This window comes from Paenibacillus sp. NPDC056933, from assembly GCF_042674385.1.
Classification (GTDB): Bacteria; Bacillota; Bacilli; order Paenibacillales; family Paenibacillaceae; genus Paenibacillus.
In genome coordinates this window covers 23851-46637 of sequence record NZ_JBHUQN010000008.1, presented here as the reverse complement: position 1 = coordinate 46637, position 22787 = coordinate 23851, and the positions used below count along the sequence as shown (strand labels likewise).

Sequence of the window (22787 nt, the reverse complement as noted above, 5' to 3'; positions counted from 1 at the left end):
AGTAAGAATCCTGTATAAGAGCCAGTTAAATTGATCTTTGTGAGAGAGTGAGAATTGTCGAGACTTCTGGTACAATGCATGATAAAACGAAAAATGGAGTGGCTTAGATGACACCAGAACAGATTGTCAGAACTTTTTTTGAAGAGGTGCGCTCCGGTCGCAATCTTGATTATGCCAATACTCTGATGGCCGAGCAGGTACTGGCTCACCAGGTGATCTCGGAAGAGGAAGTGACAGTCACAAGAACGCCTTCTGTCTATGCGGATCATGTGAGGGAAATGATTGAGGAGTACGGAGATTTTTCGCTGCAGATTCAGGAGCTGCTTGCTCAGGGAGATAAAGTATATGTACGCTGGAGACAAGTGGGTACTCATGTTGGAGAAGTGGATGGATATGCGCCGACCAACCTGCCCGTGATTGAAATGGCGAGTGCGGTATATCGAGTGGAGAATGAGAGAATTGCAGAATACTGGATTCAAATCGATAGGCTGGGGATCGAGAAACAATTGGAGCGCAATCAGAGCTGAGCACCAGCTCTTTCACAGGAGAGACTTCTTAAATTATTTAAATACGGGTATAACATGTGGAGGTGACATCATGAAACACATCACAAAAATGGCAATGGCAGTTCTGGCCGCCACCGCCATTATTACTACAGTAATAACAACAGCTTCAATGAATAATGAAACTGTTGTCAACACATCCTCCACATTATCAGTATTGAATAATGAGGATCTTGCAGGTACTGCGACTACGAAACAGTTTAATATCCCGGTGGGATTTGAATATGTGCAAGTGAGCTTTAAAAATATAGGTTCGAAACCGTTCACGTTCACGATCAACCAAGAATCTACTACTGGAACCGCAAAAATGTCTTATACTGTCCCGGCAGATGGAAAAGAGCATACTTATTGGAGTGACCAAGCTTGGTCAACGGGTTTGTTTTATGTGAGCATGTCTTCTGCACAAGGGATGTCCGGCAGATTGAGTGTGCATCTGGCTACCGACCTCAATAAACTAAAAAGTTTGTAAAAGCCTTCGGCTCATGCTGGTAAGTGATTATAGGAAAGTCTATGCTTTCTTGACCCTATACCAGTAGGTATAGATTTCCGAGAATCCAAGCTTGGCATAAAGTTTTAATGCGGGAGCATTATTAGCAACCACTTGCAGGTAACTGGACGTAGCACCATTCGCTTTTCCCCAATGCAACAGATGAAGGATCATCTGCTCCGCCAATCCCTGATTCCGAAAGTTAGCGTCTGTAATGATGTCATACAATCCAATATAGCCTTGTTCCACCACACCGAATCCACAAGCAACGACTTGTCCGTCGATGAACAGCGAGATGAAACCTGTGCGCGTACGGATGTTGTTCAACATTTGTTCCATCGTTCCCCGATGCAGATCACTTAGCTGATTCAGTCTGCAAAAGTGATCCAACCACTCTCCGGTTAACTGTTCGTCCATTTTTACATCAGAGTGCTCAGGCTCCTTAATGGTTGCCAGGCTTCGAGTCTGGACCCGGCTCAGATCCACAACGTCATACCCTTTTTCATGCAAAATGTGGTCGAGATGTTCCGGCTGGATAAAAGGAGTAATCTTAAATATGGTACTTAACTGATTGGACGCGTAGATTCGCTCACATTCTTCAATTTTTTCATGTACATCCTGGGTCGAGTAGTGAATGGGTTGGACGGAGTTGGCTCGCTTCGTATATCCATTGGCAAAACGCAGTACCCATCCGTCATAAAGCAAGGTGGATAAGGGTTGCCAGTGATTTAGGGATAATTCTTCAATGGTTTTGTGATCAACATCGGTTATCGGATTCATAGCAGCATCCTCTCGTTTTTTATCAAGTTAATTTCAGAAATAGATGCTTGACAGTTCTGCGGAGTAGCCGTTCCGGTTACGAATCGTTCTTCCGATCGCTGTTATCCCCAGATTTCTTTCCATCTCCCTTCTCAGGGGAGAAATCCGGGAATAAAGGCGGCCGCTTCGCTTCTCCAGAATCGATTTCGTCCCCTCCACTACTTCCACATATCATCAAAAACTAATTTTATATTATAATAATACATATCGGTGTATGAAAATACAATATGTGCAGATGATGTTGGGATGGTATACAATCGTATTGAATTGAGAACACGAGCATTTTGCATAAATCTCATGAGCGACTTCCAATCGGCAAGATGTAGAACTAAGCAAATTTCGTTCTGAAAAAAGTCGAATTCCTGTACGTTAAGGAATCGACTTTTTTATTTGACTTATTAAACTCTAGCCCCCGATAGTTGAAGATAAAATATAAGCTAGAGTTCTCTAACGTACCGTAAAGATATGTATGTGTCATTATCTGAATTAGCGTAGCTTTCTTGTTCATGTAAAAATGAAAATCCCTTTGCTTCATAAAAAGGAATCCCTTTTTTATTTTCTTTTTGAACGGATACATATTGCTTTATTGCCCCTGAATTCTTTTGCTGCTCAGATATAGCATGTAATATCTTAGAGCCAATTCCTTCACCTCTTCTATCAGGTTTGAGATACAGGACAAATAATTCTGTGTTTTTATCATCGAGCATTCCACCTGCTCCTGCACCTATAACATTATCATCTTCAATAGCAACGAAGTCCCCTCCCCAGTTCTTATTTACAATTGTAACTTCTTTAAGTATGCGATCGTAGTTATAAAAATCACGAATAATTCTATCAGTGTATTCTTTAGAGTAAATTTCCCTATACGTGGCTCTGTAACCTAAAGTACATACATCAATAATTCCGTCAATATGCTTCAAATCTGCTTTTTCGAGTGTAAAGAAATGGATTAAGTTTTTTGTTAAGAAAGACCTTCGTTAGAAGAGGGTCTTTTTTTGTTTCTATTCTAATATGTGTGCTAGACAGCGTTCCGGGTATTAAAGCAAAAATAAAAAACAGGTCACCTGTTTTAAACTTTCGGTTCATAACCTTGATGAACTGTCAAGTGTAATAACTCTTTCGTGTTACGGTTTAATTTCTTCGCTAGCATAGATGCTTCAGAGAAATTAATAAAGGTTTTATCAATGCTGTTGTATAACCTTGAAAATTCTTAAGTAAAAAGTTGTCACTGAAACTAAGCTTATGAATAGAATTCCATGTAAAGGATCAAGCAATTTGACACGGGCATTCCAAGTCCTGTAAAAAGAATCATGAGTTTCTTTGTGCCAACTTCTTTCTTTTTTTAAAATTGACCGGTTTACAAAGTTTTAAGGCTTATTAGACCTCAGTTGACAAATTTCGATATTATGGTACTATGATATTAGGATTGTAACCCCTCAGGGGCATTACCTGTTCATTAGGTGTGCATTGAGGGGTTATTTTGCGTTCTCTGAGTACACAGAAGCACCAAAAAATGAAATTACAACAATTGAGAAGGTGGAGACTATGTTTAAACTGTTCAATAAAGCCAAAAATGAAGATAAGAGTATAAAGGCGCCTGTAGATGGTAAGTGCATTGATTTATCAGAAGTGACCGATAAAGTATTTGCCAAGAGAATGATGGGAGAAGGTGTGGCTTTTGTTTTTGAAGGCGACACTATTTATTCACCTTGTTCAGGAACAGTCGATACAATTGCAAAAACTTCTCACGCAATTGCAGTAAGGAATAAAGACGGTGTTGAGGTTCTCATTCACATTGGTATGAATACGGTTTCTCTAAAAGGTCAAGGATTTGATGTACTTGTTAAAGAAAATCAAAAAGTGAAACTTGGAGAACCTTTAGTTAAAATTGATCGCTCTTTTATTGAAGAAAAATCAATTGATTTAACCACACCTATGATAATTACAAATGGAGACAATTACAATTTGTCAATAAATAATATATCTGAGTTTGTTACCAAAAGCGAATCGGAAATCATACATTACGAAAAAAAGTAACCAGATAAAGTCGAGGCAACAAGTTTAATGTTAAAGGAGTCTTACTATGAAAGTTGTTAAAAAGATTAATAACAACGTTGCCATATGTATTGATAACAACAATCAGGAACTTGTGGTATTCGGAAAAGGTATAGGTTTTAAGCCAATGCCATATGAACTCGATGATTTGAGCTTGATTGATCGGACATTTTATGGGGTTGATCCGCGTTATCTAAACTTATTCAATTTTGTTCCTGAATCCATCTTTCAACTAACTGCAAGGATAGTTGATCTGGCTAAAAATAAGATTGAATATAATCTAAATCCAAATATTACATTTACTCTCGCTGATCACATCAATTTTGCAATTGAACGGGCACAAAAAAAAGTTAATATAAAATATCCCTTACAATCTAGTGTGGAGCGGCTTTATCCACTAGAAACTGAAATTGGAAAAGCAGCAGTTCAACTAATCGAAAAGGAAATGAAGATTGCACTACCTAGTGGGGAAGCCTCAAGTATAGCTGTTCACTTTATAAATGCTCAATCAGCTTTTAATGCAAAGAAGGCTAAACACAATGAACAAATTATGGATGACATCATTAGAATAATTGAAGATCATTTCCAAATCGAGATAAACACGGAAGATTTCAATTATATACGATTTGTTACTCATTTAAAGACACTATTGAATAAAAAAGGGGAACAACTAGAAGCAACAGATGAATATAAGATCACTTATGAAGAATTAAAAAAACAATTTTCTGAATTTTCAAATTGTGTGGATAAAATAAAACAATATTTCATTGAACAACATAATTGGAAACTTAACGAAGAAGAGTCGTTGTATCTAATTCTACATGTAAGTCGCTTGTGTAATCGAGAAAGGCATAGTCATTAATTCTTCAATTGATTACTGACAGGAATTAATGAAGATCATAAGGAGCGTGCGGCAACAATGTCTAAAAAGAATTATGATGAGCTTGCTGATCAAGTACTAGCCAATATCGGCGGAAAAGATAATATAAGCTATTCTACTCATTGTGTAACAAGGTTACGATTCAATCTTAAAGATCAGAGTTTGGCCAATGAAGAAGAAATTGAAAAAATCTCTGGGGTAATAGGAGCGCAGTGGCAAGGTGACCAATTCCAAATTGTTATTGGTCAGACGGTAGGTGATGCTTATAAAGCGATCTCTGAAAAAGCAGGTTTCACTCAAGATAATGCTCAAGACGATTCACAGGAAGAAAAAGGAACTACACGTTCAAAAAAGAAATTTAGCTTGAATGCAATACTCGATGGACTTGCTGGGAGTATCGCGCCAGTAATCCCGATTTTAATTGGTGGCGGATTAATAAAGGTATTGGTTTTGCTGTTGACAAATATGGGTCTTTTATCTACTGAAAGCGCTACACTTACAATATTAAATCTTGTAGGTAATGCTGCATTCTATTTCTTACCCGTATTTGTTGGAGCAAGTGCTGCTCGAAAATTTAATACTAGCGCTCCTTTAGGAATGTTATTTGGTGCTATCCTAATTGATCCGACGTTTGTATCCAAAGTAGCTAATAACGAAGCGTTAAGTTTTATTGGAATCCCAGTAACCCTGGCTTCATACGGAAACACTGTATTTCCAATAATCATGATCGTTTTCATAATGTCGTATGTTGAGAGATTCTTTAGTAGGATTTCACCAACAAGCCTGAAAGCACTTTTTGTTCCAGTGGCAGTAATACTTGTAATGACACCTATCGCATTGTGTATAGTGGGACCACTAGGTGTTATTGTAGGTGATTATATCACTACAGGCATTATCTTTTTGTATGACAAAGTCGGGTTCCTTGGAGTAGCAATTATGGCTTCGCTGTTCCCTCTACTGGTACTAACAGGTATGCATACAACATTGGCCCCTTATCTTGTTCAAATGATGGCTTCTGTGAAGTATGAACCTCTTGTAATTATTGGAAGTATCATCACAAACTTCAGTATAGGCGCAGCATGTATTGCGATTGCATTAAGAGCGAAAGGAAAAACGCTCAAATCGACTTCAGCCTCTTGCGCAGTAACTTCTATGGCCGGCGGTGTTTCCGAACCAGCATTGTTTGGAGTGGTGTTGAAGTTAAGGAAACCATTATATGCCGTCCTTATAGGTAATTTTATTGGCGGGATTTATGCAGGTCTCACCAAAGTATACGCATATGCTTTTGTTGGAAGTGGTGGAATCTTTGGAATCCCTGCGTTAGCAGGTCCTGACGCAAGCAATATTATCAATGGTATTATCGCTATAGCCTTATCCATTATTTCTACTTTTTTAATCACATTAATTTGGGGTTTTGAAGAAAAAAAAGTAGGATAAACTGAGCCGTGGTAACACTCAAATTTATAATACATTAATAATTTTAATGAAAGAGGGTAATTACATGACATTTCCTAATGATTTTATGTGGGGCGGAGCAACAGCAGCTAACCAAGTTGAAGGAGCTTGGAATGTTGGAGGTAAAGGTCACTCTACACAAGACCATATAGCTCAAGGATCAAGAGAAGTTATTCGGAAATATACGGAAAATATTGAAGAAGGAATTATTTATCCTTCACATGAAGCTGTAGATTTCTACCATCATTATAAAGAAGATATCGCCATGTTTGCTGAGATGGGATTCAAGATCTACAGAATGTCCATTGCTTGGACTAGAATCTTTCCTAACGGTGATGATGCTGAGCCCAATAAAGAAGGTATTGAATTTTACCGTTCCGTTTTCCAAGAACTTAAAAAGTATGGAATTGAGCCACTTGTCACGTTGTCCCACTATGAAATGCCTTACAACCTTGCTATAAAGTATGATGGATGGGCAGACAGAAAATGTATTGATTTTTACCTTAAATACAGCGAAACAGTATTCCGTGAGTACAAAGGGCTTGTGAAATATTGGCTCACATTTAACGAAATTAACTCGCTATCACTTTCAACAGGTGGATATTTTAACGGGGGAATTATGTCTATTGCTGGTGGCTTCGGACCTATGGAATATCCGAATGAAACAGCGGAACATATCAGCAGACGTTATACTGCACTTCACCATCAATTTATTGCGAGTGCAAAAGCTGTAAACCTTGCACATGAAATTGACAGTAACTATCAAGTTGGTTGTATGATTGCAGGTTTAACTTCTTATCCTTATACGCCAAACCCGGATGATATGCTCGCTGCACAAAAACAAAAACGGGAACAACTCTTCTTCGCTGGTGATATACATGTAAAAGGAGAGTATCCTTATTACATGAAACGTTATTTTAAAGAAAACGGAATTAATATCACAATGGAATCGGGAGACGCGGATGTCCTTAAATCAGGAACTGTTGACTTCTTTACATTCAGCTACTACTCCACAGGCTGTATTAGTACTGATCCTGAAGCTGAAAAAACAGGAGGAAATCTGATTTTCGGAGTCAAAAACCCGTATCTCGACACAAGTGATTGGGGCTGGCAAATTGATCCAAAAGGATTAAGATACTTCTTAAATGAATTTTATGACAGATACCGACTTCCAATTATTATCACTGAAAATGGTTTGGGAGCAGATGACACATTAGAAGCTGATGGAAGTGTGCATGACCCATATAGAATCGAATATATGCGTCAACACTTTCAACAGATGGAAGAAGCTATTAAGGATGGCGTAGACCTTATTGGTTATACTGCTTGGGGTTGTATTGATATTGTAAGTCTGAGTACAGGTGAAATGAAGAAAAGATATGGTATGATCTACGTTGATAAAGATGAAAAAGGAAACGGGTCACTCAAAAGATACCGCAAAGATTCTTTCTATTGGTACAAAAAAGTGATTGAATCTAACGGTGAGGATCTCAGTTAAAATCAACACAATTAATTTAGGGCTGACGAGTTAATCGTCAGCCCTCAGACTGAAGACAAAGTCGTTAGAATTGCGTTTCTAACGACTTTGTCATATGTAAGTAGTATAATTGATATAGGAATTATCGGGAGGTAAGAGTATGCTTCACAAGGAAAATCCGGCCTACAATCGTGGTCAAGTCGGTTTTTACAGTCTAGACGAGTTATTTCTTAAAGTCTACTTACTTCGTCAGATTGAGGAGACCTTTGACTGCTCCTCAAAAACCCTATTATCCAATGCCTATTCGGCATTCGCTCCATGCGTCAGACTATCAAGGAAATTGAAGTCAATAATGCTTACCGCTAGTTTCTGGGGTTAACGCTAGATGACAAGGTCCCACATTTCACAACATACGGAAAGAATGTTGTCCGCCGTTTTCAAGATAAAAAAAAGAAGCGTGTACTCTTCCATCGATTTTAGCACCGATGGAAGAGTACACGCTTCTCATTGATTTATTAAGGGAATTCCGGGATTTCGAACTCTTTGATGATATCCTGCATAACGTCGGCAACCGTAATATTACGCATTTCATTTTCCATGCTTTGTTGAATTCTATCCAATTTCGAATCCATTGCCTTATGGATATTGCTTCCTATCGGACATTCTGGACTAGGATTCTCATGGAAATGAAATAGACTCTCTTCCTTTACAGAGTCTACTGCTTTATAAATATCATAGAATGTGATTTCATAAGTTTTTCTTGAAAGAGTAATACCACTTTTCCCTTGACTAATGCTGATGATACCAGCTCCCTTAAGACTTCCCATTACATTTCTTACGATAACAGGATTCACACCGATGCTACCCGCCAGAATGTTACTGGTAACTTTTTCGCTTTCACCCAAATAATCAATTACCGAGAGAAGATGAACCCCTATCGTAAACTTACTTGAAATCTGCATCTCAACAACCTCCTTCTTGTAAGGTAATCTCTTACAAGAAATCTGTCAATGCAGATCACTGTTGTTATTCGCTAACAACGCTGATTCTTTCTTTGATATGGCTACCTGACTCGATCTCGTCGATCATTGCAATTGCATAGTCAGCATAAGAAATGACACTCTCTCCTTTACTGTTGAGAATCAACTCTTCGCCACCGAGAATGTATTTTCCAGTTCTCTCACCATCTGCTTGGAAATCTCCTGCAGGACTGACATAGGTCCAGTTAACATCATCGTACTTGCGAAGATCATCAAGTGCCTTCTGGTGTGCATTAAGTACTGGCATTGCTTCTTCTGGGAAAGTCGTAACATCCGAAACGGTCTTCGTATGTTCTGGATTGACAAACAGACTTCCTGCTCCACCAACTACTAACAGTCTTGTGTCTGCTCCCTTCAAAAGATTCGCCAAATGATTAGCCGCATCTGGAACAATATGAACTGTTTCTGGCGTCCAAGCACCGACTGCGTCAACAATTACATCCAATCCTGCTAGATCTTCCTTATTAATCTCAAAAACATCTTTGATAATTGCGTCATTTGCGCGTGTTTTGTTCTCCCCTCTAACGATGGCAGTGACATCCATACCACGATTTAACCCTTCTTCGACAATTAGTCGTCCGGCTTTGCCATTTGCTGCTACAACTGCGATTTTCATTATGAAATCCTCCTATAATTCACTTTGGTTTTTCCTATCTTGTAATACATTTCATTACAAGTTGATCATAACAGATTCTTTTTGGCTTGTAAATAATTTTGTTACAGGTTTGATGGAACGAAGAAAAGAGAGGAAATTCGTGGAAGGCACATATCAAGCAGGACATAAATGAAGTCATTAAATCATTTAAATCCGCGTCCATGGAGATAGCCAAAAATCTGGACTATGAGGGAAAACCATTGGTCGTGTCCGGTGATCCTAAACGCCGTAGTGGCGTGATTTTGGCTGCTTCTATGCTTTAAATATTCTAATAAACGCTATTAGCGGTTGGAATACTATTTATCTTACAGAAGCAACAAAATTATTCGTAGGAAAAATCGGCTTTCTTCATGTCGAAATTTGCTTAGCGTATGTTTTCCGCGTTTTGTTGGTAGGACCCCGTACACATCAAACCTAAAAAAGTGAAGCAAACAGGTGTTTAATCCCCCGGTTCATCGGCCCTAAATCCCAATGGACCCCGGAAAAATCACCCGGGTTCCATTGGGATTCTTAACGGGCCTAGCAGGGAAGCTAAAGACTCTGGGGCAATGCTCATACATGATGGGGATTGCTCCGCTCAATTCCTTCATCGTTCCTAAACCTATTCGGGTAGGCCCTTCGAAGATAAAACCCGAAATGGTTCTATTCGTCTACCTCTTGTACCTTAGAGCGAGTAGAATCGAATTATGCAAAATACTGACACGAAAGAAGTGGAGCACAGCATGCTAACGATTAAAATAAACGATCACGTCATTCAATGTCATATTGAATATGGAAAACGCAAGAAAGTCTCCATCACCATGGACTTGCCTTATATGGTCACAATCAAGGCTCCCAATGGTACCAGCGAAGACATGATCCGGCAACTTGTTGCGCAGCATGGGGAAGTGATTTTGACGAAATCAGCTCTGATGCAGCAGGCGTTGGACGGTCCTCAAGCGAAAGAATATGAAGAGGAAGGCAAAGGGAAGTTTCTGCTCTTTGGCAAAGAATATGCGCTGCATGAGTTAATTGAAGTAGAGGGACGTTCGGAAGAGGATTTGCGTGCGAATCTGAAGAAGTTTTATTTTGCCGAGTGTAAAAGAATGATTGGTGAAAGAATTGGACGTTACCAGCAAGAGCTCAAGGTGAAACCGAAGTCGGTAGATATCGTCGAATCGGCAACAAAGTGGGGCAGCTGCAGTTGGGATAAAAAGCTGACATTCAACTACCGCTTGGCGATGGCTCCATTAGAGGTGATTGATTACGTCATCATTCATGAGTTATGCCATATTCATCATATGAATCATGATCGTTCGTTCTGGCGTCGTGTGGGCAGTATTATGCCCGACTACAAAGCCAAGGAAGATTATCTGATGCGAAATGGCCGAGCCATGACGTTGTAAAATACGCGTACCACGAATGGACGTGGTGGAAGGAGTTCAAGATGTCAGAGAGTACCCCTTTTGATGTGCTGGTAGATGAATATATCTCGCAATTTCCTTCGGATGTACAGGTCAAATTACAAGCATTAAGACAGATGATTCGCGACTCTGCTCCTAATGCCGTGGAGAAGATCAGTTACAAGATGCCAACATATGCAGAGCACGGGAACTTGGTTCATTTTGCAGCGTACGCCAAGCATATCGGATTTTACCCGAGTGCCAGTGGGATCGAAGCATTCAAGGAAGAACTCTCACGATATAAAGGGGCCAAAGGATCGGTCCAATTTCCCTTGGATCAACCATTGCCAGAAGAATTGATCCGCCGGATCGTGCAATTCCGGGTGTATGAAAATGTGGAGAAGGCTAAGGAAAAGAAACGAAAGAAGTAGTGTATTGTGGAAAACGCCTATCGATCTACTAAAGCACGGGGAGAGCATATGAACAAAGCGCTGATTGTATTGGATGTGCAATACGGGATTACGTCATTGAGGGATTTTACAGAACAGGTAAGCAAAATTGAAGCGGTTATCACTGATTTTGAACAGCGGAATGAACCGGTCATTTACTTGAAACATGTAGACTATGATCACGAAGGGTCTTCACTCTTTTACAAGAATGCTGCGGATCGGGAGTTTGTGGTTAATACTGGGCGGCATACGATTCTGGAAAAAAGTAAACCTAACGCCTTTAGCAACCCGGAATTGAAGAAATGGCTTCATGAACATCAGGTGGAACATGTGTTTATTGTTGGATTTAACACAGAATATTGTTGCCTGTTTACGGCAATTACCGCCGAACATGAAGGATTCAAAGTCACTCTGATCGAGGACGCAACCGGTTCAGTAAATACAGAAGAGACGTATGAAATGCCAGGATTGGACATCCAGGACTTTGTCGGTTCGATTCTGAACTGGTCCAACTGTATTGAGGTTTTATACATGGATGAGTATAAGGAAATGTATCGTGGATAACCTGGTTTGTATGTGACGCCAGAGATTGGAGTATGGTATAATAAGGGCAGATTAGACGTAAAATGCAAAGAGAGCCGTGCTGGTAACACGACTCTCCGAGCAATAGCCGCTTTTAAGGGCGGTGGGCTTCGGTAACATGAGGGCACGATGAAATAGACCGCATTCCTTTGCTACGGGGGGCGGTCTATTTGCGTGTATTGGACAGAATGGCAACGATGAGCGTACCGAAGGTAAGCATCAGCATGATTGCTTCAAACACTGTCACAGGGCATCCCTCCCTTCGTGGCGAGGTAGCCGACCGACCCTTTTAAGCCTATTCTATTGCTTTGTTGATTATAGCATATTTTGTAAGAATATATGGGGTTAGAATCTGTGTATATGTAACTCGCTCATTAGCTGTAGGGCATCCCGAAACCCTTGTAAATAAATCTCTCTTTCCAGAAGTGTTTGCATGGAGAGCTGAGTATCCTCATATAGAAAAATGGTCTGATTCAGATTCCCAGGTAAAGCTTGGCGAATAGTGTGAAAATAATGATCAGATTCTTCAGATAGTTTGGTATAATCAGGCTGCGTGTGAGACAAATTGTTGTATAATAACTCTAAGCGCGTTCGGATTAACGGTTCTGCCAAGGATTCCAAAGATTCTAACATTCAGCACACCTCTTATAGGCTTTTTTAAACATCTCGAGTTTCTAAATAAACACTAAAGTGTTTAATATTCTTATTAAAGAATACACTTTGAAGTGTGCTTTGTCAATATTTCAGTATGCATTTTAATCTGGAGGAGAAGATGTATGATTAAAGTTCATTTGTCTCGCATAATGGGTGAGAAAAGAATTAACATTGCTGAATTATCCCGATTAACCGGATTACATAGAAATGGGATTGGCAAATTATATAATGAGGAAACAGATGGTGTGAAGTTCGAGACGCTGGACAGAATATGCGAGGCTTTGGATTGTGAAGTGCAGGACATTATTGAGTTTATTAAGGACGAGAAGGGTCATTAAAAATGATCAAATTCACTCTTGAACAGGTTCTGAAGGATAAAGGTATGTCTATGTATGCTTTGGCTAAAAAAACAGGAGTTCGTCCCAACACCATTGGACAATGGGTAACGGATAGCGGTTTTGAAGTCAAATCGATCACGATTGACACCCTTGAAAAAATATGTCTTGCACTGGAGTGTCAGCCAGGGGATTTGATCAAGTTTCGTGACGAGAAGTGATCGTTATACAACAGCTCAATTGAGTTTATTAAGGACGACAGGAATTAACATGCAGACCGAATCTCTTTACGTGGGACGGTCTTTTTTTTGTGTCTGGAAGAATGCCAATAGGAGCCAATCATAAGCGCTAATCGAATTCAGCGATTTTTCAGGTAGAGCCATTATAATACTCACGGAATCCTGTACTGGAAAAGGAGTTTTGGCATGTCTAAGGTGATCCATAAGTCGCTTTACCTCATTCTGCTTGTTTTTGTTGGCTTGTTCATTGTTTCGTCCCTGTTTGTTCGGGCGCAGTACAACTACACCTTGTATGGGGATAATCCGATTCTGGGCATGCAGCAGTGGAGTATTTTTATCCCGGTGATTGCTTTGCTTCTGGTTTCGGGTGTCATGTTATACCGCCTATGTCTGGAGGTGAACAAATACAGTCCCAAGGTTGTCATTCCGGTGGTGCTGCTATGTTCTCTGGCTATTCAAATTATAATTATCTTCGTATTTCCACGAGTGCCCACGGATGATTCACAGACCGTGCTTTCACTCGCGATGAACATGCTCTACGATCAGGACTATTCCTCGTTCGAAACGGGAGGATATCTGCACATGTTCCCGTTCAACTTTTCGACCGTGTTATATCTCAAAACATTACTGTACCTGTTCCCGGATAATTATCTGGTAATCAAGCTGTTCAATATTTTGTTTTCAACGTTAACGACATTTATGATTTATCTCATTTATAAACAGTTAAATAACAAGTCCACGGAACGTGATTACGGGGTTCTGATCTTTGCGGCGACGTATCTTCCATCCCTGTTCCTGAACAACCTGATCTATAACGATGTCATTGCTACGGCGTTTCTGACGTCTTGTTTATACTTTTTGATTCGGTTTATACGTGAAAAGTCTTGGCAGACGATCATCATTGCCGCCATTTTGCTTGCGATTGGCAATGACTTCCGAAGCATCGGAGTGATTGTGCTGATTGCTGCTATGTTTACCATTCTGCTGAATATGCGAAGTATAGGATTCAAGAAAGGGGTATCCTCCATTTTCGTGCTGGCCATTTTGTTTAACGTTCCAGGGTGGACTCAGAATGCGGTCTTGAAATCTTCAGGTGCTGTAAGTGAGACGGTCGGCGAAAATTCGGCACCGGTCTATATGTGGCTGAACATGGGTATTAATCTGGAACGATTCGGGTTCTGGGACAATATGGAGAGTTACCAGATTTATCAGAGACAGGCCCATTATAATAAAGCTGAAAGTACAGAGCTGTACAAGCAGGAGATTGAACGGAAACTGTCGGAAGCGAGCTTAAGTGACTTGGCCCAGATGTATTACAAAAAGATCATTTGGACCTGGACCGAAGGTACCTACCAAATGGATCGATATGGCATCGGTAATGAAAGCTCCTCGGGTATGAGAGCTGGAAGAGGTGGCGGTATTGCCGGCTCTTACAGTTATACCAATGCGGTAACAGACTTATTCAAGGGAGATTCCATCTACCGAACGGGGGTGCTTTGGGTCGTTTATGTGATGAATTTCATGATGTACTGTTTTATTTTCATTCGCTTGGTCGGTGGAATTCGTGGAAAGCGGTATGACGAAGTCTCTTTGATTCTGGTTATTCTCGGATTTATCGGTTTCTATATGCTGTGGGAGATTAAATCGAGGTATATTTACCCCGTATATCCGCTGCTGGTCGTATTGTCGTACATGGGATTCAAAGATGCGTATAACTTTATGTTTCATAGAAAACTCGGCTGGGAACGTTCTTCCCTGAGAAAAAGGTGATCCGTATGCGAAAAAAAAGTTATCTCACAGCGGCTATACTCTCGTTGTTGACCTGTTCAGTTTTGCTCTCTGCCTGCGATGCTATTACTGCCCAGAACATTACGAGTACCGGTTCTGCCCAAGGCATGAATGGTGGCGGAATGATGAATGGCGGTGGCCCGGGCATGAATGGAGGAACACAGAGGGGCGGAGGGCAAGGGATGACTGGTAGAACAGGCGGTCAGGACGATATGCGGGGGATGATGAATGCCGACCTTACAGGCAGAGTGATCTCAACCACAGGGAGTACCGTCACGATCTCGTTGCTTGAGGTGGAGGATAACTCATCCACAGGCTCCACGAATGGAAATGGAAGACAACCAGGCGCCTCCAGAGGCGGAAGCATGGATATGAAAGATACGGGCATTGAAATGAAATTAAACATCAGTGAGGATGTGGATATTACGGAAGGCATGGGCATGGGTGTCCCAGGTAACAATCAGAGTGCTAATTCATCTATTCAGGTGTCTGATCTGAAAGAGGGAGATGTCGTTAGGGTTTGGTATAAGGAGAACACGGAGACCGTAGAACGAATGGTTATAACACAGTCTGCTACTTAATAGAGTATGATGGAAATAAAGAGCAGAAACACGAGATGGTTGAGTATTTTCGGCAAACGAATAAGCGTATTCGGTGGAAAGCTTTGAATACGCTTATTTATTCAAGTAGCGAAGAATGCATAGTCATCCCTATCCTTTTAGAACACTAATTTATAAATGACATACCCTATTACCAATAACATAATGATGATTCCAGAGACTTTCCAACCCAAACCGCCTACTAAATCGGATAAACTTCCAAATTGAGCACGATTCATGCCATCACCAAACGTACCCATGGGATTTCCTTTTAATTCTTCTTGTCTCAATCGTTCTCTTTTTGCTTCGGGTGTTTCTTCTCGAAAATCCATTTAACCACCCCTGAGTTATGATTTTTCGGTACACAGAACCTATATGAAAAAAGAGCACAGGTGATCCCGGATTAAGTCTGGAACGCTTTGTGCTCTTTGCTGTATTTAAATGATGCAGTACTTAGGCATCGATGCTTAGATCGAAATCAGGTTCACACATATAGTCGATCGGGTAGAGGTCATCTCGCGCCGAGATTAGTGCACGAAGGTGCAGGTATCGATTAAGGGGTCTTTCCACAACACTACCGATAGAATAGGGGACAAGTTCGGCTACAACGAATACATCTTCTGCATGGTTACATTTGAAGATCACGTTGTTCGGATTACACACTTCCTCCATATAACTGTAGGTCATGACATGGAAGGAACGTCCTTTCCAATTCGTCTTAATCACTTTATAGGACTGCGTCCGCACAAGATCAAGATAACGCTCCAGTGAAAAGGTATGCTCGAACTGGGTGATATACCCCTTTTTATCCACATCAATCGTAAATTCCACATCATAGCTTACGTGAAACTCTTCATGGAACGTTCCCTTCATCATCTTCATCGCATCAAAGATTGATCCGAATTCAGGATCTTCCACATAGGGAATGGCAATAAGCTCAGGATCAACATGATCGGTAATTACAGTATTCTTGGAAGTGCCAGTAATAAACTTGGATGGCTGAAGCTCAATGGATCCAATCATTTTTCCAGCAAAAGCAGGACTGCAGGTTATTCGCATCGTCATCTCCTTTGTTGTTTATCAGTAATTAGACGAAAGATGGGGGAGAAAGTTTCACTAGAATAAAGAAATAAAGATATTATATGACGCGCGATCCTCTATCGTCGAGCAACGTTGGCTTCCGAGTTATGCCCCTGTACTCACCGTCATTCCTGAAATTTGGTAGTATGTTGCTCTCGATATTGCTGTGGCGTGATGCCGAAGTGATCCTGAAATTTTTTATAAAAAAAACTGAGGTTGCTGTGTCCCGTGCTGCTGGCTATGTCATAGACCGGGCGATCGGTATTGGCGAGCAGGAACGAGCAGTAGTTCAGTTTTTCGCTCTGGACCAGATCCTTGAACGTCTGGCCGGTTGTTTTTTTGATCAAGGTGGACAAGTAGTTGGGATTGAAATTGAAATGGTCTGCGGTGGATGTGAGAGTGCAGTCCATGTAATGATTCTCGATGTATTTCAGAATTTCGATGATTGTCACCTTGTTCTGCGTCAGTGGGCGGGGGCGATTCGTATCATACTGAAACACACGCAGCAGTTCATAAAAGATCAACAGCATATAGGAATCCATCATTTCGGAAGAGCCGAGTGATTGGTCATAATATTCACAGAGCAACTGTCTCATCAGGATGGGAATGTTGCTGTTATTCTCCGAGTGAAAAATAATGTAGCGGTTGTGGTTCTGCCGATCCGAAATCGCATTCGCCAGAAAGTGAGACAAAATGCCGTTGTTTGCCAACTTGCTCAGAAATGAAGAGGAGAAGTATTTTTTACGAATCAGCATGTTGATGATCACATCGTCATCCGATGTGGGCAGAATGGCGTGGGGCACACCTGTATCTACAATACAGATCTGTCCTTGCTTTAACGTGACCTTTTTTCCATTGATGATCTGAGCGCACTGACCCGAATACACGAAGCTGAGTTCAATAAAGGTGTGAATGTGAAGCGGCACCTCGGCAAACCGGGTGTGCTTGGAAATCGTGATGTTGTCTTTTTCCGCAATCATGTCCTGAAAAACATAGACTTCCTGTCCATCATGAACGATTTTTTTCAGTGAATCATAGGTGGCAGAGCGGGAGGATGGATGAGCCTGATAATACAACTCCCTGTCTGTGAGTGTACGAAGCTTCACATCCAATTGATCATGGTTCATGTCTGCTGCCTCCATTCGGCTGAAGTTTGTGGTAACCATAACATCTGAATTTATGACAGTCAACATGTATTGTTTTGATATTTCAGTCTTCGTTTGAAAGCGCTATATTAAAAATGTGGAATCGAAAAGTATCTTTGTTTATATTTATATTCACCCGTTTTTAATGGTTTTATAAGTTTTTATGCACTTATTTATATTTGGATTGGATTTTAATCCTCTTTCTATAATATGTAATTTTGATACTAATTTAAGTTGAACCTGAATTTTTACATCATAACGGAGATTGCAGAACCAATCTGAAGAAGCGGGTGTTCGCCTTATCACCTGATTTATCCATTTTTATATAGGTAATCAAAAAAATCTGGGGATAAGAGCGATACGGAATAAAAGGAAACAACCAAGTTGTTCGTATTGCAGAAAGGAAGGATGTTGGATGAGAAAGATTACCGAAGTATTGGAAAACCGGGAGGACAATTATATTCTGCCTTTCTTCTGGCAGCACGGTGAGGAGGAGCATGTACTGCGTGAGCATATGCAGGTCATAGACGAGAGTGGAATCAAGGCAGTGTGTGTGGAATCCCGCCCTCACCCGGATTTTGTTGGACCCCGTTGGTGGGCAGATCTGGACATTATCATGGATGAGGCGCGTAACCGGAACATGAAAGTGTGGATTCTGGACGATTCTCATTTTCCTACAGGATACGCGGCAGGAAGAATCAAGGCGGATTATCCCCAGTACCAGAAACAGTTTCTGAAAGTACATCAGCAGGATTTCGTCGGACCGCAGCTGCAGGCGGGAATCACGGTGAAATGGGCGCTGCAACGACCGGGTCAGAGGGGTATCAGTGTTGGGGTGGAGCAAGTGAAGTCGGATCAAGGGAGCGAACAAAAGGAAGCCTTCTCGGCTAAAGATCGGATTGTCGGGGTAGTGGCGGCTTGCAAAACAGGTCCCGATGAGATTGATCCGGATTCCCTGGTTGATCTGACCGCACAACTGCATGAAGGAACGGTGCACTGGGATCTGCCGGAAGGGCGCTGGAGAATCTTCACACTGGTTCTGACCTATGACGGGGGTGAGAAAGCAACCGAGGGATATCTCAACCCTATCGTACCAGAGGCGACGCAAGTGCTGATTGATACGGTGTACGAGGCACATTATGACCGGTACAAGGCTGACTTTGGATCCACACTGGCCGGGTTTTTCTCGGATGAGCCGAGGTTTGGCAATGTAAAAGGACCGCTGGCCTCCATTGGACGCATGGATATGATTCTTCCGTGGCGGGAGGATCTGCCTGACATGTTGAAACAGCATATCCCGGATGAGGATGTTATTCGCTCGTTACCCCTCTTATGGGCGAATGCAGGAGTAAAAGGCCATGAGATGCGCTATCGCTACATGGATCTGATCACCCGATTATATGCCGAACATTTTACGGGCAGACTGGGAGATTGGTGTCGCGCCCATTATGTAGAGTACATTGGGCACGTGATTGAAGACAATAACGCCCATGCGAGACTTGGTTATGGAGCAGGGCATTTCTATCGCAGTCTGTGGGGGCAGGACATGTCCGGCATTGACGTGGTGCTGCATCAGATTTTGCCTGGCATGGATAACGGCTATTACAAATCGTTCACAGCCACCGGATGGGACGGAGAGTTCTTCCATTATGGCATGGCGAAAATGGGGACTTCACTCGGGCACCTGGACCCCAAGAAACAAGGACGGACCATGTGTGAGGTATATGGCGCTTACGGATTTGGAGAAGGTCTCAAGCTGATGAAATGGATTACAGACCATATGCTGGTGAGGGGGGTTAACCACTTTGTACCTCATGCGTTTTCACCGAAAAAATACCCCGATCCGGACTGTCCGCCGCATTTATACGCCAACGGATATGATCCGCAGTATCGATATTTGCCAATACTGACGCATTACATGAACCGAGTAAGCCATCTGTTATCCGATGGGGTGCATGTTGCACCAGCGGCCATTCTATATCACGCAGAAGCCGAGTGGTCCGGAGAGTATATGCTGTTCCAGAAACCAGCGAGAGAACTCACGCAGCACCAGATCGATTTTGACGTAATCTCGGCTGAGCTTGTTGCTTCATCGCAGGTAGAAGGCGGAAAACTTCACATTAACGGAGAGCACTTCTCTGCCCTGATTATCCCTTATGCCGAGGCGTTGCCGGAGCACCTGATTGCTCAGCTTTATGCATATGTAGAAGCGGGTTTGCAGGTCTATTTCGTGGATGGACTGCCTGATCGCAGCAGCGAAGGGGAGGCTTGCGAAACCGAATTGTCAGTACTGGATCAACATGAACGAGTAAGCATTGTTTCAATAGATGAACTTGCGGCACGGCTGCGGAGCGATGACGTGTATGAGATTTCCGTGTCTGAACACCAGCCGTACTTGCGTTATTATCACTATCGTCATGACGATGGCGATGTATATATGTTCTTCAATGAAGATCCGGCGAAAGCTATCGATACGACGATTGAAATCCCCGTGTTAGACGGAGTGAATGAGGCCTACATCTATGATGCTTTTACCAATGCACTCTCACCATTACAGGTTAGCACAGGTGAGAACAAACAGACGTTCACTCTGAGACTTGAAAAATATGAGTCTGTAATGATTGTGCAGGGTGCTGGACTGGCGGATCAGATCACAGAAGCTTCAAACTCAGACCGTTCGTACCCAAAAGTGCAGGAGATCACAGGAGAGTGGAACCTCTCGTTGGCAACGGCCATGCAATACCCGGAATTCTCGGCGTATGGGACGTGTTCGGAGCTTGCTTCTCTCGCTGTACCAGAGGTGCTGCCAGACTTCTCGGGAACCGCAAGATATGACATTGAGTTTGACATGGATGAAGTACCTGAAGCAGCCCGACTGGTGATTAATGAACCGTATGAAGTGGCTCAGGTTTGGCTGAATGGTCATGACATCGGAACGCGAATCTGTCCACCGTACGCGTACGACGCCAGCGGATGTTTACAACCGAAGAACAACACCCTTGTGATCGAAGTGACAAACACCCTTGTGAAGGAACAGCAGGACTTCCTGTCGCAATACCTGATTCAGGAACCGACAGGCATCGTAGGCAGCGTCTATTTACAATACTGAAAATGGATATGGATGAAAGTGTAAGAATGGATTGTTCATTCATATCGCACCTATGAAGGAGTGATCAGGCATGGATCATCGTCAACTGGCAACGGATGTGTTACGCAGTGTCGGAGGCAAAGAAAACATCAACAAGGTTACGCACTGTGTTACCCGTTTGAGATTTGAACTGAAAAACAGCAAAATTCCCAATGCCGAAGAAATCAAGAAAATGGATGGCGTGCTTACCGTCATCCAGCAAGGGGGGCAGTATCAAGTGGTCATTGGGAACCAGGTGGTTCCCGTATTTAACGAGCTGTCTTCCCTTCTGGGAGACATGAGCAATACTGAATCCTATAATGATGTACAGGGAGAGAAAAAGAGTCTCTTTGACCGCTTCACATCCATGATTTCCGGTGTATTCACGCCTGTTATGGGAGCGCTTGCAGCAAGCGGTATTATCAAAGGGTTGCTGGCGTGTTTGTCTGCATTCGGTGTTCTAACCGCAACGGATGGAACATATATCGTGCTCAATGCAATCGGGGACGCATTATTCTACTTCTTCCCGATTTTCCTGGGTAGCTCGGCGGCGAAATACTTCGGTCTGAATCAATACGTAGGGATGATTATCGGGGGCTCCATGGTATATCCCACGCTTGTGAGCTTTGTAGGTTCCGAGCAGCAGTTGACCTTCCTCAGCCTGCCAATGAATATGATGAATTATACGTCATCCGTATTCCCGGCAATTGTAGCGGTGTGGATTGCATCCCTGTTGAATCGTGTCATCGAGAAGCGTATACCGCAAGGCTTCAAATATTTTCTGGCTCCGTTTATCGTGCTGCTGATTACGGTTCCCCTGACCTTATTCATCATTGGTCCAGTGATATCGTACCTCAGTAACGGACTGGCCGATATTACGACAGCCATCTACAATTTCAATCCGGTTCTGGCAGGACTTGTGCTGGGTGGACCGTGGATTCTCATTGTCATGTTTGGTTTGCACTGGGCCTTTATTCCGATCTTTATTAACAATATGGCAACCATCGGTTACGATTCCGTGATGGGATTGCTGGCAGCGAATCAGTTCGCGATGGCGGGGGCGGCTCTGGCCTTTGGACTGAGAGCACGGGACAAACAGATGAAAACGTTGGGGATTTCCACCGGTGGTACAGCCTTGCTTGGTGTGAGTGAACCCGCATTGTATGGTGTACTACTTCCACAGAAAAAACCTTTAATCATGGCGATTATCGGTGGTAGTGTTGGTGGAGTCATCGGTGGAGCCTTTTTGTCCAAAGTCTATGCGTTTGCTCCGTCCGGTGTATTTGCTATTCCGGGTGCCGTTAATCCTCAAGGCATTGATGCCGGATTCTACGGTTATGTAGTACAGATGGCGGTGGGTCTCGTTGTTGGTTTCATTCTAACCTATCTCTGGGGGTACAAAACCCGATCAGAATCTGCGAAGTCTACACCCCAAGGTTCAGTAAATTCCGTATCTGTATCTGATGTCCGTGGACAAAATAACGATTCAGGTTTACCCGTACAAAAGGCAGAGATGACGGTACACAGTCCGCTGTCGGGCGAGGTTGTAGAACTGGCCAGTGTAGCGGATGAAGCATTCTCCAGTGAAGCCATGGGAAAAGGAGTTGCCATTATCCCTTCGAGTGGCACAGTGGTTTCTCCTGTTGAGGGTGTAGTAACAACCATCACCAAATCCAGACATGCGATTGCCGTCATTGGCAACGATGGTGTGGAGGTGTTGATCCATGTGGGCCTGGATACCGTCAAACTGAAGGGCGAAGGATTCACCCTTAAAGTGCAGGAAGGCGATCAGGTGAACATCGGGGATGTAATGATGGAAGTGGATTTGGCAAAAATCAAGGAAAAAGGATTCCAATTGATTACGCCAGTAATCATCACGAATTCTGGCAATTATTCATCGGTAAGTGGGATCGGGGCACGGAACATCTCTGCAGGTGCGCCAGTGATTGCGATAAAAGTGTAGATTCATCCGTTAG

24 protein-coding genes and 1 pseudogene are annotated in these 22787 nt (G+C 42.4%); 16 read left to right on the top strand and 9 right to left on the bottom strand.

Translation table 11 applies throughout. The annotated features are described in order from the left end of the window. Window positions 1-107: 107 nt before the first annotated feature. Both ACFTRD_RS30245 and ACFTRD_RS30240 read left to right on the top strand, forming a co-directional pair. Entirely contained in the window at window positions 108-527 is a 420-nt protein-coding gene (locus tag ACFTRD_RS30245) for an ester cyclase (RefSeq protein ID WP_379386467.1), read from the top strand. Between the two features lie 70 nt (window positions 528-597). Continuing rightward, entirely contained in the window at window positions 598-1032 is a 435-nt protein-coding gene (locus ACFTRD_RS30240; protein WP_379386465.1) for a hypothetical protein, read from the top strand. A gap of 39 nt (window positions 1033-1071) precedes the next feature. Here ACFTRD_RS30240 and ACFTRD_RS30235 read toward each other — a convergent pair whose 3' ends face one another. Further along, window positions 1072-1830: a GNAT family N-acetyltransferase gene (locus ACFTRD_RS30235; RefSeq protein ID WP_379386463.1), complete on the bottom strand. Its 759-nt coding sequence runs from the start codon at window positions 1828-1830 to the stop codon at window positions 1072-1074. 476 nt (window positions 1831-2306) lie between these two features. Further along, complete coding sequence (locus ACFTRD_RS30230; protein ID WP_379386658.1) at window positions 2307-2819, bottom strand: GNAT family N-acetyltransferase; 513 nt, start codon at window positions 2817-2819, stop codon at window positions 2307-2309. A 595-nt stretch (window positions 2820-3414) separates the two neighbouring features. On the opposite strand from ACFTRD_RS30230, the gene ACFTRD_RS30225 reads away from it, so the two are divergent. The 5 genes and pseudogenes from ACFTRD_RS30225 to ACFTRD_RS32590 all read left to right on the top strand — a co-directional run. Beyond that, window positions 3415-3906: a PTS sugar transporter subunit IIA gene (locus ACFTRD_RS30225; protein ID WP_379386461.1), complete on the top strand. Its 492-nt coding sequence runs from the start codon at window positions 3415-3417 to the stop codon at window positions 3904-3906. A 46-nt stretch (window positions 3907-3952) separates the two neighbouring features. Next, window positions 3953-4786 (top strand): PRD domain-containing protein, encoded by an 834-nt coding sequence (locus ACFTRD_RS30220; RefSeq protein WP_379386459.1) that lies wholly within the window; start codon window positions 3953-3955, stop codon window positions 4784-4786. A 57-nt stretch (window positions 4787-4843) separates the two neighbouring features. Continuing rightward, window positions 4844-6241: a PTS transporter subunit EIIC gene (locus ACFTRD_RS30215; protein ID WP_379386457.1), complete on the top strand. Its 1398-nt coding sequence runs from the start codon at window positions 4844-4846 to the stop codon at window positions 6239-6241. Window positions 6242-6305: 64 nt separating this feature from the next. Next, window positions 6306-7757 (top strand): glycoside hydrolase family 1 protein, encoded by a 1452-nt coding sequence (locus tag ACFTRD_RS30210; RefSeq protein ID WP_379386455.1) that lies wholly within the window; start codon window positions 6306-6308, stop codon window positions 7755-7757. A gap of 139 nt (window positions 7758-7896) precedes the next feature. Next, window positions 7897-8204 (top strand): annotated as a pseudogene (locus tag ACFTRD_RS32590) (transposase); the annotation flags it as partial. A 47-nt stretch (window positions 8205-8251) separates the two neighbouring features. Here the strand turns inward: ACFTRD_RS32590 and ACFTRD_RS30200 are convergent. Then, on the bottom strand, window positions 8252-8698 hold the full coding sequence (locus ACFTRD_RS30200; RefSeq protein WP_379386453.1) for an Rrf2 family transcriptional regulator: 447 nt from the start codon (window positions 8696-8698) through the stop codon (window positions 8252-8254). 64 nt (window positions 8699-8762) lie between these two features. Continuing rightward, window positions 8763-9392: an NAD(P)-dependent oxidoreductase gene (locus tag ACFTRD_RS30195; protein ID WP_379386451.1), complete on the bottom strand. Its 630-nt coding sequence runs from the start codon at window positions 9390-9392 to the stop codon at window positions 8763-8765. Between the two features lie 725 nt (window positions 9393-10117). On the opposite strand from ACFTRD_RS30195, the gene ACFTRD_RS30190 reads away from it, so the two are divergent. Genes ACFTRD_RS30190 through ACFTRD_RS30180 form a run of 3 tightly spaced genes read left to right on the top strand, consistent with a single transcriptional unit; the run spans window position 10118 to window position 11826 of the window. Further along, window positions 10118-10816 carry a M48 family metallopeptidase gene (locus ACFTRD_RS30190; RefSeq protein ID WP_379386448.1) on the top strand — a complete coding sequence of 233 codons (699 nt, stop codon included), beginning with the start codon at window positions 10118-10120 and terminating at the stop codon, window positions 10814-10816. A gap of 41 nt (window positions 10817-10857) precedes the next feature. Beyond that, on the top strand, window positions 10858-11244 hold the full coding sequence (locus ACFTRD_RS30185; RefSeq protein ID WP_379386446.1) for an iron chaperone: 387 nt from the start codon (window positions 10858-10860) through the stop codon (window positions 11242-11244). A 48-nt stretch (window positions 11245-11292) separates the two neighbouring features. Beyond that, entirely contained in the window at window positions 11293-11826 is a 534-nt protein-coding gene (locus ACFTRD_RS30180; RefSeq protein WP_379386444.1) for an isochorismatase family protein, read from the top strand. A gap of 184 nt (window positions 11827-12010) precedes the next feature. Here the strand turns inward: ACFTRD_RS30180 and ACFTRD_RS30175 are convergent, their stop codons facing one another. Both ACFTRD_RS30175 and ACFTRD_RS30170 read right to left on the bottom strand, forming a co-directional pair. After that, window positions 12011-12085 carry a putative holin-like toxin gene (locus ACFTRD_RS30175; RefSeq protein WP_379386656.1) on the bottom strand — a complete coding sequence of 25 codons (75 nt, stop codon included), beginning with the start codon at window positions 12083-12085 and terminating at the stop codon, window positions 12011-12013. 104 nt (window positions 12086-12189) lie between these two features. Further along, window positions 12190-12477 (bottom strand): hypothetical protein, encoded by a 288-nt coding sequence (locus tag ACFTRD_RS30170; RefSeq protein ID WP_379386442.1) that lies wholly within the window; start codon window positions 12475-12477, stop codon window positions 12190-12192. A 143-nt stretch (window positions 12478-12620) separates the two neighbouring features. Here ACFTRD_RS30170 and ACFTRD_RS30165 point away from each other — a divergent pair, with 143 nt between their 5' ends. From ACFTRD_RS30165 to ACFTRD_RS30150, 4 genes are all read left to right on the top strand, one after another. Then, window positions 12621-12836 carry a helix-turn-helix domain-containing protein gene (locus ACFTRD_RS30165; protein WP_379386440.1) on the top strand — a complete coding sequence of 72 codons (216 nt, stop codon included), beginning with the start codon at window positions 12621-12623 and terminating at the stop codon, window positions 12834-12836. Window positions 12837-12838: 2 nt separating this feature from the next. Next, a complete protein-coding gene (locus tag ACFTRD_RS30160) occupies window positions 12839-13054 on the top strand; it encodes a helix-turn-helix domain-containing protein (protein ID WP_379386438.1) in 216 nt (71 codons plus the stop codon). Window positions 13055-13258: 204 nt separating this feature from the next. Next, the gene (locus tag ACFTRD_RS30155) at window positions 13259-14842 is read left to right on the top strand and encodes a glycosyltransferase family 39 protein (protein ID WP_379386436.1); all 1584 of its coding nucleotides are present in this window, start codon (window positions 13259-13261) and stop codon (window positions 14840-14842) included. Between the two features lie 5 nt (window positions 14843-14847). After that, complete coding sequence (locus ACFTRD_RS30150; protein ID WP_379386434.1) at window positions 14848-15441, top strand: hypothetical protein; 594 nt, start codon at window positions 14848-14850, stop codon at window positions 15439-15441. Window positions 15442-15578: 137 nt separating this feature from the next. On the opposite strand, the gene ACFTRD_RS30145 is transcribed toward ACFTRD_RS30150, so the two are convergent. From ACFTRD_RS30145 to ACFTRD_RS30135, 3 genes are all read right to left on the bottom strand, one after another. Then, window positions 15579-15791: a DUF6366 family protein gene (locus ACFTRD_RS30145; RefSeq protein WP_379386433.1), complete on the bottom strand. Its 213-nt coding sequence runs from the start codon at window positions 15789-15791 to the stop codon at window positions 15579-15581. A 121-nt stretch (window positions 15792-15912) separates the two neighbouring features. Further along, window positions 15913-16518 (bottom strand): hypothetical protein, encoded by a 606-nt coding sequence (locus ACFTRD_RS30140; protein WP_379386431.1) that lies wholly within the window; start codon window positions 16516-16518, stop codon window positions 15913-15915. A gap of 146 nt (window positions 16519-16664) precedes the next feature. Then, window positions 16665-17666: an AraC family transcriptional regulator gene (locus tag ACFTRD_RS30135; protein ID WP_379386429.1), complete on the bottom strand. Its 1002-nt coding sequence runs from the start codon at window positions 17664-17666 to the stop codon at window positions 16665-16667. A 433-nt stretch (window positions 17667-18099) separates the two neighbouring features. Here ACFTRD_RS30135 and ACFTRD_RS30130 point away from each other — a divergent pair, with 433 nt between their 5' ends. Both ACFTRD_RS30130 and ACFTRD_RS30125 read left to right on the top strand, forming a co-directional pair. Continuing rightward, a complete protein-coding gene (locus ACFTRD_RS30130; protein ID WP_379386427.1) occupies window positions 18100-20793 on the top strand; it encodes a glycosyl hydrolase in 2694 nt (897 codons plus the stop codon). 70 nt (window positions 20794-20863) lie between these two features. After that, complete coding sequence (locus ACFTRD_RS30125) at window positions 20864-22774, top strand: beta-glucoside-specific PTS transporter subunit IIABC (RefSeq protein WP_379386425.1); 1911 nt, start codon at window positions 20864-20866, stop codon at window positions 22772-22774. Window positions 22775-22787: the final 13 nt, after the last annotated feature.